The sequence below is a fragment of the Nocardioides zeae genome (assembly GCF_030818655.1).
Classification (GTDB): Bacteria; Actinomycetota; Actinomycetes; order Propionibacteriales; family Nocardioidaceae; genus Nocardioides; species Nocardioides zeae_A.
Genome location: NZ_JAUTAN010000001.1, coordinates 1,608,154 through 1,622,271 on the forward strand (window position 1 = coordinate 1,608,154; position 14,118 = coordinate 1,622,271).

Annotated in this window: 8 protein-coding genes and 2 rRNA genes; all 10 read right to left on the reverse strand. The window is 66.1% G+C overall.

What is annotated here, in order from left to right; all coding sequences use genetic code 11:
* Positions 1-42 precede the first annotated feature (42 nt).
* Positions 43-3,171: ribosomal RNA gene (locus tag QE405_RS07705) — 23S ribosomal RNA — on the reverse strand.
* A 472-nt stretch (positions 3,172-3,643) separates the two neighbouring features.
* Positions 3,644-5,169 (reverse strand): 16S ribosomal RNA (locus tag QE405_RS07710).
* Together the 16S and 23S rRNA genes form the textbook arrangement of a ribosomal RNA operon.
* 463 nt (positions 5,170-5,632) lie before the next feature.
* Complete coding sequence (locus QE405_RS07715) at positions 5,633-6,235, reverse strand: DNA-3-methyladenine glycosylase (RefSeq protein WP_307199616.1); 603 nt, start codon at positions 6,233-6,235, stop codon at positions 5,633-5,635.
* Positions 6,236-6,272: 37 nt separating this feature from the next.
* Positions 6,273-7,718, reverse strand: a complete 1,446-nt coding sequence (gene argH, locus QE405_RS07720) for an argininosuccinate lyase (RefSeq protein ID WP_307199617.1) — start codon at positions 7,716-7,718, stop codon at positions 6,273-6,275.
* Positions 7,719-7,720: 2 nt separating this feature from the next.
* A complete protein-coding gene (gene argG / locus QE405_RS07725) occupies positions 7,721-9,151 on the reverse strand; it encodes an argininosuccinate synthase (RefSeq protein WP_307199618.1) in 1,431 nt (476 codons plus the stop codon).
* 74 nt (positions 9,152-9,225) lie between these two features.
* Positions 9,226-9,747 (reverse strand): arginine repressor, encoded by a 522-nt coding sequence (locus QE405_RS07730; protein WP_307199619.1) that lies wholly within the window; start codon positions 9,745-9,747, stop codon positions 9,226-9,228.
* A gap of 58 nt (positions 9,748-9,805) precedes the next feature.
* Entirely contained in the window at positions 9,806-10,771 is a 966-nt protein-coding gene (argF, locus tag QE405_RS07735) for an ornithine carbamoyltransferase (protein WP_307199620.1), read from the reverse strand.
* Positions 10,768-11,967 (reverse strand): acetylornithine transaminase, encoded by a 1,200-nt coding sequence (locus QE405_RS07740; RefSeq protein WP_307199621.1) that lies wholly within the window; start codon positions 11,965-11,967, stop codon positions 10,768-10,770. Before QE405_RS07740 ends, argF begins: the two co-directional genes overlap by 4 nt.
* Positions 11,967-12,932 (reverse strand): acetylglutamate kinase, encoded by a 966-nt coding sequence (gene argB, locus QE405_RS07745; RefSeq protein ID WP_307199622.1) that lies wholly within the window; start codon positions 12,930-12,932, stop codon positions 11,967-11,969. The genes QE405_RS07740 and argB overlap by 1 nt, the downstream gene beginning before the upstream one ends.
* 29 nt (positions 12,933-12,961) lie before the next feature.
* Complete coding sequence (gene argJ, locus QE405_RS07750; protein WP_307199623.1) at positions 12,962-14,113, reverse strand: bifunctional glutamate N-acetyltransferase/amino-acid acetyltransferase ArgJ; 1,152 nt, start codon at positions 14,111-14,113, stop codon at positions 12,962-12,964.
* Between the last annotated feature and the right edge of the window lie 5 nt (positions 14,114-14,118).

Genomic DNA, 14,118 nt, shown 5'->3' on the forward strand with positions numbered 1-14,118 from the left:
CCAGTGCTACCGGTGTCGGGTTTGTGTGGTGATGATGGCTTGTATGACAAGCCCTCGGCCTATTAGTACCGGTCGGCTAGGCATTACTGCTGTACACCTCCGGCCTATCAACCCAGTCATCTACTGGGGGCCTTAACCCATCAAGTGGGTGGGAAACCTCATCTTGAAACGTGCTTCCCGCTTAGATGCATTCAGCGGTTATCACTCCCGAACGTAGCTAACCAGCCGTGCCCTTGGCAGAACAACTGGCACACCAGAGGTTCGTCCATCCCGGTCCTCTCGTACTAGGGACAGCCTTTCTCAAGTTTCCTACGCGCGCGGCGGATAGGGACCGAACTGTCTCACGACGTTCTAAACCCAGCTCGCGTGCCGCTTTAATGGGCGAACAGCCCAACCCTTGGGACCTACTCCAGCCCCAGGATGCGACGAGCCGACATCGAGGTGCCAAACCATCCCGTCGATATGGACTCTTGGGGAAGATCAGCCTGTTATCCCCGGGGTACCTTTTATCCGTTGAGCGACGCCGCTTCCACATGCCAGCGCCGGATCACTAGTTCCGACTTTCGTCCCTGCTCGACATGTCTGTCTCACAGTCAAGCTCCCTTGTGCACTTACACTCAACACCTGATTGCCAACCAGGCTGAGGGAACCTTTGAGCGCCTCCGTTACATTTTAGGAGGCAACCGCCCCAGTTAAACTACCCATCAGGCACTGTCCCTGATCCAGATAATGGACCTAGGTTAGACATCTAGTACGACCAGAGTGGTATTTCAACGTTGACTCCACCCCAACTGGCGTCGAGGTTTCACAGTCTCCCACCTATCCTACACAAGCCGAACCAAACACCAATACCAAACTATAGTAAAGGTCCCGGGGTCTTTCCGTCCTGCCGCGCGTAACGAGCATCTTTACTCGTAGTGCAATTTCGCCGAGTCCACGGTTGAGACAGCGCCCAAGTCGTTACTCCATTCGTGCAGGTCGGAACTTACCCGACAAGGAATTTCGCTACCTTAGGATGGTTATAGTTACCACCGCCGTTTACTGGGGCTTAAGTTCTCAGCTTCGACACACAAGGCGTCTAACCGGTCCCCTTAACCTTCCAGCACCGGGCAGGAGTCAGTCCGTATACATCGTCTTACAACTTCGCACGGACCTGTGTTTTTAATAAACAGTCGCTTGGGCCTGGTCTCTGCGGCCATCACCGCTACCACCAGCAAGTGGTGTCACGGATCCGGCCCCCCTTCTCCCGAAGTTACGGGGGCATTTTGCCGAGTTCCTTAACCATGGTTCGCTCGATCGCCTTGGTATTCTCTACCTGATCACCTGAGTCGGTTTGGGGTACGGGCGGCTCGTAACTCGCTAGAGGTTTTTCTCGACAGCATAGGATCATCGGCTTCCCCCATACGGGGTCCCCATCAAGTCTCAGGATCGTGATCAAACACAACCACCCGGATTTGCCTAAGTGGTTCCCTACACTCTTAGCCACGGAACAACCATCGCCGTGGTCCGACTACCTTCCTGCGTCACCCCATCACTTGACTACTACCAGCTCGGGTCCCGCGCTACGCCCGCGCGCCTCACCCCGAAGGGATCAGTCACACGGGTTTCGGACGGTTAGCATCACCAGGTTCGTCATGGGCGCTACTTCGCCGGTACGGGAATATCAACCCGTTGTCCATCGACTACGCCTGTCGGCCTCGCCTTAGGTCCCGACTTACCCAGGGCAGATTAGCTTGACCCTGGAACCCTTGATCATTCGGCGCACGTGTTTCTCACACGTGATTCGCTACTCATGCCTGCATTCTCACTCGTGTCGCATCCACGGCTGGATCACTCCGCCGCTTCACCCGCGACACGACGCTCCCCTACCCATCCACACACCCGTTAAGGCTCCTCACTCAAGAGGATGTGAATGCCATAGCTTCGGCGGATGACTTGAGCCCCGCTACATTGTCGGCGCGGAATCACTTGACCAGTGAGCTATTACGCACTCTTTCAAGGGTGGCTGCTTCCAAGCCAACCTCCTGGTTGTCACTGCGACTCCACATCCTTTTCCACTTAGTCACCGCTTAGGGGCCTTAGCTGATGGTCTGGGCTGTTTCCCTCTCGACTACGGAGCTTATCCCCCGCAGTCTCACTGCTACGCTCTCACGCCACGGCATTCGGAGTTTGGTTAACGTCAGTAACCTGGTCGGGCCCATCGGCTATCCAGTGCTCTACCTCCGTGGCGAAACACGTAACGCTGCACCTAAATGCATTTCGGGGAGAACCAGCTATCACGGAGTTTGATTGGCCTTTCACCCCTATCCACAGGTCATCCCCTCCATTTTCAACTGAAGTGGGTTCGGTCCTCCACGCAGTCTTACCCACGCTTCAACCTGCCCATGGATAGATCACTCCGCTTCGGGTCTTGATCGTGCTACTCAGACGCCCTATTCGGACTCGCTTTCGCTTCGGCTTCCCCACACGGGTTAACCTCGCAACACAACGCAAACTCGCAGGCTCATTCTTCAAAAGGCACGCTATCACCCCGAACGAATTCAAGGCTCTAACGGATTGTAGGCACACGGTTTCAGGTACTATTTCACTCCCCGCCAGGGGTACTTTTCATCTTTCCCTCACGGTACTTGTCCGCTATCGGTCACCGAGGAGTATTTAGGCTTAACGGGTGGTCCCGCCAGATTCACACGGAATTTCAGGGGTTCCGTGTTACTTGGGAATACGTCCACACAGCCAGAGCTTTACGTCTACGGGGCTATCACCCTCTACGGCCCCACTTTCCAATGGGCTTCGACTTCGACTCTGGTTTCTTACTGTGCGACCGGCCGGCAGACCGATCAAAACGCACCCCACAACCCCACATACGCAACCCCTGCCGGGTATCACACGTACATGGTTTAGCCTCTTCCGCTTTCGCTCGCCACTACTCACGGAATCACTGTTGTTTTCTCTTCCTACCGGTACTGAGATGTTTCACTTCCCGGTGTTCCCTCCACACACCCTATATATTCAGGTGCGGGTAACTGGACATGACTCCAGCTGGGTTTCCCCATTCGGACATCCCCGGATCAACGCTCGGTTGCCAACTCCCCAGGGCTTATCGCAGGCTCCAACGTCCTTCATCGGCTCTCGGTGCCAAGACATCCACCATGTGCCCTTAATAGCTTGTCAAACAAACCACAACACAACACAACCCCCAATCAAAGGGCATGCGCTGCGAAAAGAAACGCTGCAAAATCTATCGCAAACTACCAAGCACTATTAATAAGATGCTCGCGTCCACTGTCCAGTTCTCAAACAACACACCCACCAACCCCCCACCACCAACCAACCGGCCAGATGACGGGACAAAGGAGGCAACCCCACCCACGAAGGGGGCAGAGCCCTTGGTACTGAAGTATCACTCGCGTGATCCCTCAGGACCCAACAGTGCGCCACACAGACAAACCCCCACCCCGACAACCCACACCCTCCACACAACACCCCCAGCAAAACCAAGAGCACTGCAGTACTAGCGCAGGACAACCAGAGAAACAGGCAAGTCCTTCATCGACGATTCCACAAAAGAGCCGCCACACAACTAAGAGCCCCCACACCATTGTTGGTGCAAGCAGCAGACGTGTGACTGATAAAAGCTCCTTAGAAAGGAGGTGATCCAGCCGCACCTTCCGGTACGGCTACCTTGTTACGACTTCGTCCCAATCGCCAGCCCCACCTTCGACGGCTCCCTCCCACAAGGGGTTAGGCCACCGGCTTCGGGTGTTGCCGACTTTCGTGACGTGACGGGCGGTGTGTACAAGGCCCGGGAACGTATTCACCGCAGCGTTGCTGATCTGCGATTACTAGCGACTCCGACTTCATGGGGTCGAGTTGCAGACCCCAATCCGAACTGAGACCGGCTTTTTGGGATTCGCTCCCCCTCACGGGATCGCAGCCCTTTGTACCGGCCATTGTAGCATGCGTGAAGCCCTGGACATAAGGGGCATGATGACTTGACGTCATCCCCACCTTCCTCCGAGTTGACCCCGGCAGTCTCCTATGAGTCCCCACCACCCCGAAAGGCGTGCTGGCAACATAGGACGAGGGTTGCGCTCGTTGCGGGACTTAACCCAACATCTCACGACACGAGCTGACGACAGCCATGCACCACCTGTACACCGGCCAAAAGGAGGCCACATCTCTGCAGCTTTCCGGCGTATGTCAAACCCAGGTAAGGTTCTTCGCGTTGCATCGAATTAATCCGCATGCTCCGCCGCTTGTGCGGGCCCCCGTCAATTCCTTTGAGTTTTAGCCTTGCGGCCGTACTCCCCAGGCGGGGCGCTTAATGCGTTAGCTGCGGCACGGAACCCGTGGAATGGATCCCACACCTAGCGCCCAACGTTTACGGTGTGGACTACCAGGGTATCTAATCCTGTTCGCTCCCCACACTTTCGCTCCTCAGCGTCAGGTAATGCCCAGAGAACCGCCTTCGCCACCGGTGTTCCTCCTGATATCTGCGCATTTCACCGCTACACCAGGAATTCCATTCTCCCCTGCATACCTCTAGTCTGCCCGTATCGGAAGCAAGCCAGGTGTTAAGCACCTGGTTTTCACTCCCGACGCGACAAACCGCCTACGAGCCCTTTACGCCCAATAATTCCGGACAACGCTCGGACCCTACGTATTACCGCGGCTGCTGGCACGTAGTTGGCCGGTCCTTCTTCTCCCCTTACCGTCACTTTCGCTTCGTCAGAGGTGAAAGAGGTTTACAACCCGAAGGCCGTCATCCCTCACGCGGCGTTGCTGGATCAGGCTTTCGCCCATTGTCCAATATTCCCCACTGCTGCCTCCCGTAGGAGTCTGGGCCGTGTCTCAGTCCCAGTGTGGCCGGTCACCCTCTCAGGCCGGCTACCCGTCGAAGCCTTGGTGAGCCACTACCTCACCAACAAGCTGATAGGCCGCGAGCACATCCCTCACCACTAAACGCTTTCCACCACACCCCATGCGAGACGTGGTCATATCAAGTATTAGCCGCAGCTTCCCGCGGTTATCCCTGAGTGAGGGGCAGATTACTCACGTGTTACTCACCCGTTCGCCGCTCGAGTACCCCGAAGGGCCTTTCCGCTCGACTTGCATGTGTTAAGCACGCCGCCAGCGTTCGTCCTGAGCCAGGATCAAACTCTCCATTGAAAACAAAACACGAGAAAACCCGTGCTTCACCAATAAACAGAGCCATCTTCCTGACAGAAACAAACACCGACATCCATATAGACATCGATATCATCGTCTCCACCAAAGAAACATCAACCCCACCCCACAACCAGCCATAGGCCAGCCGAAGAGCAGAGCCGACGAGGCAAAAACAAACAAACTAATTCGTCGACTTATATGACACACTGTTGAGTTCTCAAGAATCACACGCGCACCGCTTGGTCCGGATCTCTCCGAACCCCTCGGGGCAACCCGCAGAAACTTACCGGACCGATTCGAGCTTGTCAACTCGGACTGACTCGTTCTGCATCGCTTTCCTGGCGCACCACTGGACGGGCCTTTCGGCCTTTCCGGCGGGAGCCGCTCGCGGCGACATGGAAAACATTAGGGGCTGTCTGGCGGCACGTGCAAATCGGATCGGCTCCAGAGGCGTTTCCGCAGGTCAGCGCGTTGTGCGTCGCCGAGGGACCGCAGGGCGGTACGCACTCACCGTCGGATCGCCCGCGATCCAGAACCGCCACGGCCGCTCCGCCTCGCGACTGACCCCCACCCGGGGGCCCTCGAGAATCATTTCGGGGTCGGGCGTGTCGCCCTCCACCAACCGGATCGGGCTCCCCTCCGCGAACAGGGGGACGCCGTCGTACGAGCGGTCCACGGCGAGCGCCTGGCACAGCCGGGCCGGTCCCCGCGCCAGGTCCCGGTCGGGGACGCCGCCGCGCCGTACCCGGGCGGTCTCCACTCCCCCCACCACCTCGCCGGCCCGGACGAGGGTCCCGCTCGCGACCCCCGCGACCCCGGTCACCACGTTGAGGCAGTGGTGCATCCCGTAGGTGAAGTACACGTAGGCGTGCCCCGCCGGCCCGAACATCGTCGCGTTGCGGGCGGTACGCCCGCGCCACGCGTGGGACGCGGGGTCGTGCTCGCCGTCGTACGCCTCCACCTCCGTGATGCGGATCCGCACCTCGGGGGTGACGAGCTCGCACCCCAGCAACGACGGAGCGACCTGCTCCACCGGCCCGGTCAGGCGGTCGAACAGGTCGCTCACGTCGTTGCTCCTCGTCGTCGGGGCTGCCGCGGTGCGGTCAGGCCAGCCGCTCCCGCAGGTGGGACGCGCGGTCCCGCACCTGGCCGAGCTGCTCGGTGACCCGCACGGGGGCGGTACCCCCCACACCGTCCCGCGATGCCACCGAACCCTCGATGGTCAGCACCTCCCGCACCCCCGCGTGCAGGGCCGGGTGGATGTCGGCGAGATCGGCGTCGCTGAGGTCGGGGAGGTCGATGCCCGCGGCCTCGCAGCGCCGCACGCACTCCCCCGCCACCTCGTGCGCCACCCGGAAGGGGACCCCCTCCCGCACGAGCCACTCCGCGACGTCGGTCGCGAGCGAGAACCCCTGGGGGGCGAGCTCCGCCATCCGGTCGGTGTCGAAGCCGAGCGTCGCCACCATCCCGGTGAACGCGGGCAGCAGCACCTCCAGGGTGTCGACGGTGTCGAACACCGGCTCCTTGTCCTCCTGCAGGTCCCGGTTGTAGGCCAGGGGCAGCGCCTTCAACGTCGCGAGCAGGCCGGCCAGGTCCCCGATGAGGCGGCCCGCCTTGCCGCGGGCGAGCTCGGCGATGTCGGGGTTCTTCTTCTGCGGCATGATGCTCGACCCCGTCGACCACGAGTCGTGGAGCCGCACGAAGCGGAATTCGGCGGTCGACCAGAGGATGACCTCCTCGGCGAGCCGGCTGACGTCCACACCCACCATCGCCCCCACGAACGCGAGCTCGGCGACGAAGTCGCGCGCCGCCGTACCGTCGATGGAGTTGGCCGTCGAGCCCGTGAACCCCAGCTCGGCGGCGACGCCGGCGGGGTCGAGGCCGAGGCTGGAACCCGCCAGGGCGCCGGAGCCGTACGGCGAGTCAGCGGCCACCCGGGCGTCCCAGTCCGCGAGCCGGTCGACGTCGCGCAGCAGGGCCCAGGCGTGGGCGAGCAGGTGGTGGCTCAGCAGGACGGGCTGCGCGTGCTGCAGGTGTGTGCGCCCCGGCATGATGGCGCCGAGGTGCTGCTCCGCCTGCCCCGCGATGGCGTCGACCAGGTCCAGCACCTGGCCCGCCACCACCCGGGCGTGGTCGCGCAGGAACATCTTGAAGAGCGTCGCGATCTGGTCGTTGCGCGAGCGACCGGCTCGCAGCCGGCCGCCGACGTCCGGTCCGACCTCCTCGAGGAGCAGCCGCTCCAGGGCGCCGTGCACGTCCTCGTCGGACGGGTCCGGCCGGAGGTCGCCCGCGGCGTACCGCTCCCCCAGGACGTCCAGGCCGCGCACCAGCTCGGCGTGGTCGGCGGCGGTCAGCAGGCCCGCGCGGTGCAGGGCACCGGCATGGGCCCGCGACCCCGCGAGGTCGTAGGGCGTCAGGCGCCAGTCGAAGTGCGTCGAGCGCGACAGCGCCTCGAGCTCCGGGCTGGGGCCGCCGGCGAACCGACCGCCCCAGAGCTTCCCGGTGTTGGTCGCCTCGTCCTTGGGCCCCGCGGCGTGCTGCTCCCCCATCGTCAGTCCGTCCCGAACTCCATGGCGGCGGCGTCGAGCGCCTCCGCCTCGACGCCCTCGGTCGACGGGTTGTCGGCGATCCGCTCCGCCCCGCCCGTCTCGATCTCGCCGAAGAGGGTGCCGTTCTCGACGAGCACCTGGCCCTGGTCGAGCGGCTGCGCCGCGTAGGCCTCGAGCTTCCAGCGCGAGTCCGCGATGTCGAGGTTGCGCATCGTCAGCTGGCCGATGCGGTCCTGGGGACCGAAGGCGGCGTTCTCCGTGCGCTCCATCGACAGCTTGTCGGGGTGGTAGGAGAACGCGGGACCGTCGGTGCGGAGGATCGAGTAGTCCTCGCCCCGGCGCAGCCGCAGCGTCACCTCACCGGTCACGAGGGACGCGATCCAGCGCTGGATGGACTCCCGCACCATGAGCGCCTGCGGGTCGAGCCACCGGCCCTCGTAGAGCAGGCGGCCGAGCTTGCGGCCCTCGTTGTGGTACTGCGCGACCGTGTCCTCGTTGTGGATCGCGTTGAGCAGGCGCTCGTAGGCGATCCACAGCAGCGCGAGCGCCGGCGCCTCGTAGATGCCGCGCGACTTCGCCTCGATGATCCGGTTCTCGATCTGGTCGGACATGCCGAGGCCGTGGCGACCACCGATGAGGTTCGCCTCGTGGACCAGGGCGACCGCGTCGTCGTACCGGCGGCCGTTGATCGCGACCGGACGGCCGCCCTCGAACGCGATGGTCACGTCCTCGGTGGCGATGTCGACGGACGGGTCCCAGAACCGGACGCCCATGATCGGCTCGACGGTCTCGAGTGAGACGTCGAGGTGCTCGAGCGTCTTCGCCTCGTGGGTGGCGCCCCAGATGTTGGCGTCGGTGGAGTACGCCTTCTCCTTGCTGTCGCGGTAGGGCAGGTCGCGCTCCGAGAGCCACTGGCTCATCTCCGCGCGGCCGCCGAGCTCGGTCACGAAATCCGCGTCGAGCCACGGCTTGTAGATGCGCAGCTCCGGGTTGGCCAGCAGGCCGTAGCGGTAGAAACGCTCGATGTCGTTGCCCTTGAAGGTCGACCCGTCGCCCCAGATGTCGACGCCGTCCTCGTGCATCGCGCGCACGAGCTGGGTGCCGGTGACGGCCCGGCCCAGGGGCGTGGTGTTGAAGTAGGTGCGGCCCGCCGAGCGGATGTGGAAGGCGCCGCACGCGAGTGCTGCGAGCCCCTCCTCCACCAGCTGGGTCTTGCAGTCGACGAGGCGGGACAGCTCCGCGCCGTACGCCAGTGCGCGTCCGGGCACCCCGTCGATGTCGGGCTCGTCGTACTGCCCGATGTCGGCGGTGTAGGTGCACGGGACCGCGCCCTTCTCGCGCATCCAGGCGACGGCCACCGAGGTGTCCAGGCCGCCGGAGAAGGCGATGCCGACGCGCTCGCCGGCGGGAAGGGAGGTCAGGACCTTGCTCACGTGTGATGTCTTCCTTCGTCGTGGGTCTTCGCAGCAGAGTGTGGGGTACGGCGCGGGCTCACGGCCGCCGGGGGTCAGCCCCCGGCGTGACCGTCGGCCAGCGCCGTGAATCGTCGGGCGAGGTCGTCCCCCCGGTCGGGGTCGCGCCCGATCACGAGCACGGTGTCGTCGCCCGCGATGGTGCCGAGGACGTCGGCCGGGTCGGCCTTGTCGATCGCGTTGGCCAGGTACTGCGCCGCACCGGGCGGCGTGCGCAGCACCACGAGGTTGCCCGCCGCCTCCGAGCTGACGAGGAGCTCGGCGCACAGCTTCGAGAGCCGCGCGCTCGCGGACGCGGACTCGCGCAGGTGGGTCGGGGTGCGGTCGCCGCCCTCGGCGGGCACGGCGTAGACCATCGCCCCGGACAGCGCCCGCACCTTGACGGCGTCGATCTCGACGAGGTCGCGGCTGAGCGTCGCCTGGGTGACGTGGACGCCGCGCGCCGCGAGCAGCTCGGCGAGCTCGGTCTGCGACCGCACCTCGTGCTGCTCGAGCAGCTCGGTGATGCGCCGCTGGCGGGCGTTCTTCGTCAGCGGGGTCATGGCGGTCTCGCTCATCGTGTCCTCCTCTCGTGGTGCTCGTGGTGCTCGTGGTGCTCGTCGCGGGCGCGTCGTCTCAGACGACGACGTCCTCCTCCAGCACGCCGGAGCGCTGCATGAGGAAGGCCAGCAGGGCCTTCTGGACGTGGCGGCGGTTCTCCGCCTCGTCCCAGACCAGCGAGCGCGGTCCCTCGAGGACCTCGGCGCTGATCTCCTTGCCGCGGTAGGCCGGCAGGCAGTGCAGGACGACCGCGTCGGGGCTCGCGTGCGCCAGCAGCTCCTCGGTGACGGAGAAGCCGCCGAAGATGCGCGCGCGCTCGGCCGCCTCGGACTCCTTGCCCATCGACACCCAGGTGTCGGTGACCACCACGTCGGCGCCGCGGACCGCCTCGACGGGGTCGGCCAGGGTGCGGATCGTGCCCGGCCAGGGCGCGGTCGCCACGAGGTCCTGGACCTCGGTCGCCGGCCAGTGGCCCTCCGGGGCACCGAAGACGACGTCCATCCCCGCCATCGCGCCGGCGATGGCCCAGGAGTTGCCCATGTTGCAGGCGGCGTCGCCGAGGAAGGCGACCATCAGCCCCTCGAGCCGGCCCTTCGCCTCCTGGACCGTCAGCAGGTCGGCGAGCAGCTGGCAGGGGTGGAAGTCGTCGGTGAGCGCGTTGACGACGGGCACCCCGCTCCACTTCGCCATCTCCGCGAGCTTGGACTGCTCGTAGGTGCGCCACACGATCGCGCTCGCCTGCCGGCCCAGCACCCGGGCGACGTCGGCGACCGACTCACGGTCGCCGATGGCGGCGAGCTTGCCGTCGATCGCGAGCGGGTGCCCGCCCAGCTCGGCGATGCCGGCGGCGAACGACGCCTGCGTGCGCAGGGTCTGCTTGTCGAAGATCATCGCGACGGTGCGCGGACCGGCGAGCGGCTTCGCGGCGTAGGGCGCCTTCTTGTACGCCGCGGCGAGCGCCAGCACCTCGGCCTGCTCGGCCGGGGTGAGGTCGTCGTCGCGCAGCAGGTGCCGGACCGTGCCGGCCTGCACGGCGCTCATGCGGCACCGCCCGCGGCGTACGCCGTGTCGAGGATGCCGCTCCAGGCCGCGGCCAGCGCGTCGAGGTCAGCGTCGGTCACCACCAGCGGCGGCACGAAGCGCATCCGCGTGGGGCTGGGGGCGTTGAGCACGAAGCCCGCGTCCTGGCCCGCGGCCACGGTCTCCGCGGCGTACGGCTCCGACAGGTCGATGCCGACCATCAGCCCGGCGCCGCGCACCTCGGTGACGCGTGCGTCCGCGGCGAGGAGCTCCCCCAGCCGCGCACCGGCGGTGCGCGAGCGCTCGAGCAGGCCCTCGGACTCCACGGTGTCGAGGACCGCCAGCGCGGCCGCCGTCGCCAGCGGGTTGCCACCGAAGGTCGTGCCGTGGTTGCCCGGGTCGAACAGCTTGCCGCTGCCGCCCGTGGCGATGCAGGCGCCGATCGGCACGCCGCCGGCCAGGCCCTTGGCGAGCGTGATGACGTCGGGCACCACCGTGCCGTCGACGAGCGCGGGGTTCTGGTGGGCGAACCACGTGCCCGTGCGCCCGATGCCGGACTGCACCTCGTCGAGCCAGAGCAGCGCGCCGGCGTCACGGGCGACCTGCTGGGCGCGGACCAGGTAGTCCCTCGGCGGGACGACGACGCCGGCCTCGCCCTGCACGGGCTCGAGCAGGACCGCGGCCACCGAGTCGTCGACGGCGGCCTCGAGGGCCGCGGCGTCGCCGTACTCGACGAAGGTCACGTCGCCGGGCAGCGGCGCGAACGGCGTGCGGTACGCCTCCTTGGAGGTGAGCGCGAGGGCGCCCATCGTGCGGCCGTGGAACCCGCCCGCGGCGGCGACGATCCGGGTGCGGCCGGTGCGCCGGGTCAGCTTGAACGCCGCCTCGTTGGCCTCGGTGCCCGAGTTCGCGAAGAACACGCGGCCCTCGCAGCCGAGCAGGCCGAGGAGGCGCTCGGCCAGCTCGACCTGCGGCGGCGTCGCGAAGAAGTTCGAGACGTGGACGAGCCGCGCGGCCTGCTCGCTCACCGCGCGCACCAGCGCGGGGTGGCCGTGGCCCAGCGTGTTGACGGCGATGCCGCCGAGGAAGTCGACGTACTCCTTGCCATCGGCGTCGGTGACCCGCGCGCCGGAGCCGGAGACCAGCGTGGTCTTCGGGGGGCCGAACGTGTTCATCAGGGCGTCGGAGTACCGCTCGCCCCACCCGCTCGTCGTCATCAGATCTCGTCCTTCGGCTTCGGGGGCACCTTCGCGGTGCGGATCTTGGTGGGAACGCCCGGCAGCACCTGCGTGCCGATCCCCTCGTCGGTGAAGATCTCGAGCAGCACCGCGTGCGGCTCGCGGCCGTCGACGACGGTGGCCCGGGGCACGCCGTCACGCACGGCGTTGAGGCAGGCCGTCATCTTCGGGACCATGCCGCTGGCCAGGCTCGGCATCAGCTCCTCGAGGCTCTCGGGGCTGATCTCCCCGATGAGGTCGGGGCTGTTGGGCCAGTCGCGGTAGAGGCCCTCCACGTCGGTCAGCACGAGCAGCTTCTCGGCGCCCAGGGCCGCCGCCAGGGCCGCCGCGGCGGTGTCGGCGTTGACGTTGTGGACGACGCCGTCGGCGTCAGGCGCGACGCTCGAGATCACCGGGACGCGACCGGCGTGGACGAGGTCGAGGACCGCCTCCGGGCGCACCGAGCCGACCTCGCCCACGAGGCCGAGGTCGACCTCCTCGCCGTCCACCACCGTCGTGGCGGGCACGGCGGTGAACAGGCCGGCGTCCTCGCCCGACAGGCCGACCGCGATCGGGCCGTGGCTGTTGAGCAGGCCGACGAGCTCGCGCTGGACCTGCCCCACGAGCACCATGCGCACGACGTCCATCGCCTCCGGCGTGGTGACGCGGAGGCCGCCGCGGAACTCCGAGGAGATGTCGAGGCGCTTGAGCATCGTGCTGATCTGCGGGCCGCCGCCGTGGACGACGACCGGGTGGAACCCGGCGTAGCGGAGGAACGCGATGTCCTCGGCGAACGCCTGCTTGAGGGTGTCGTCGGTCATGGCGTTGCCGCCGTACTTGATGACGATGATCTTGCCGTTGTAGGCCTTCAACCACGGCAGCGCGGCGGCCAGCGTCGCGGCCTTGGCCGTGTCGACCTTCGGCTTGTAGTGGACCTCGTCGGTCGTCCCGGTCTCCGTGCTCACGGGGTTCTCCTCGCTGCTGCTGCCGCCGGTCACGACGAGTACGCGCTGTTCTCGTGGACGTAGGCGTGGGTGAGGTCGTTGGTCCACACCGTCGCGCGCTCGTCGCCGGACTTCAGGTCGATCGTCACGCTGACCTCGCGCGGGCTGAGGTCCACGCCCGCTGGGTCCTCCGCCGGCGTCGACGCCCGGCACACCCAGACGCCGTTCATCGCGACGTCGAGGTCCGCGGGGTCGAACGCCGCCTGCGTCGTGCCCATGCTGGCGAGCACCCGGCCCCAGTTGGGGTCCTTGCCGAAGACGGCCGCCTTGAACAGGTTGGAGCGGGCGACGCTGCGGCCGACCTCGACCGCGTCGTCCTCGCTCGCCGCGTTGACGACCGTGATGGCGATCTCGTGGTCGGCGCCCTCGGCGTCCTTGAGCAGCTGCATCGCCAGGTCGGTGCACGCCTGGGTGAGCGCGTCGGTGAAGTCGTCGAGCGTCGGGGTGATGCCGCTGGCACCGCTCGCCATGACGGTCACCGTGTCGTTGGTCGACATGCAGCCGTCGGAGTCGAGGCGGTCGAAGCTGACCCGCGTCGCCGCGCGCAGGGCGCGGTCGAGGTCGGCGGCCTCCACGACCGCGTCGGTCGTGAGCACGACGAGCATGGTCGCGAGCTGCGGGGCCAGCATGCCGGCGCCCTTCGCCATCCCGCCGACGCTCCAGCCGGCGCCCTCGACGACGACCTGCTTGTGCACCGAGTCGGTCGTCATGATCGCCTGCGCGGCCTCCTCGCCGCCGGTGGCGCTGAGCGCGTCGTACGCCGCGTCGACGCCGTCGAGGAGGTTCTGGCGCGGGTTGGCGAGGCCGATGAGGCCGGTCGAGCAGACGACGACGTCGATCGCGCCGATGCCCAGCCGGTCGGCCACGCGCTCGGCGACCGCGTGGGTGGTCTGGAAGCCCTCGGCGCCGGTGTAGCAGTTGGCGCCGCCCGAGTTGAGGACGACGGCGCGCACGACGCCGTCCTTGACGACCTCCTGGCTCCAGAGGATGGGGTTGGCCTTGCAGCGGTTCGACGTGAAGACGGACGCCGAGTCGAAGCGCGGGCCGTCGTTGACGACGAGCGCGACGTCCTTGGCGCCGGTCGACTTCAGTCCGGCGGGGACGCCCGCGGCGCGGAAGCCGGCGGGGGTGGTGACGGTCATGGGTG

What these genes read in the sequence shown, in the direction of transcription:
- argF (WP_307199620.1), bottom strand. Translation starts at nt 10,771, where the DNA reads ATGAGCGCCGTGCAGGCCGGCACGGTCCGGCACCTGCTGCGCGACGAC.
- argJ (WP_307199623.1), bottom strand. Translation starts at nt 14,113, where the DNA reads ATGACCGTCACCACCCCCGCCGGCTTCCGCGCCGCGGGCGTCCCCGCC.
- QE405_RS07740 (WP_307199621.1), bottom strand. Translation starts at nt 11,967, where the DNA reads ATGACGACGAGCGGGTGGGGCGAGCGGTACTCCGACGCCCTGATGAAC.
- argH (WP_307199617.1), bottom strand. Translation starts at nt 7,718, where the DNA reads ATGGGGGAGCAGCACGCCGCGGGGCCCAAGGACGAGGCGACCAACACC.
- QE405_RS07730 (WP_307199619.1), bottom strand. Translation starts at nt 9,747, where the DNA reads ATGAGCGAGACCGCCATGACCCCGCTGACGAAGAACGCCCGCCAGCGG.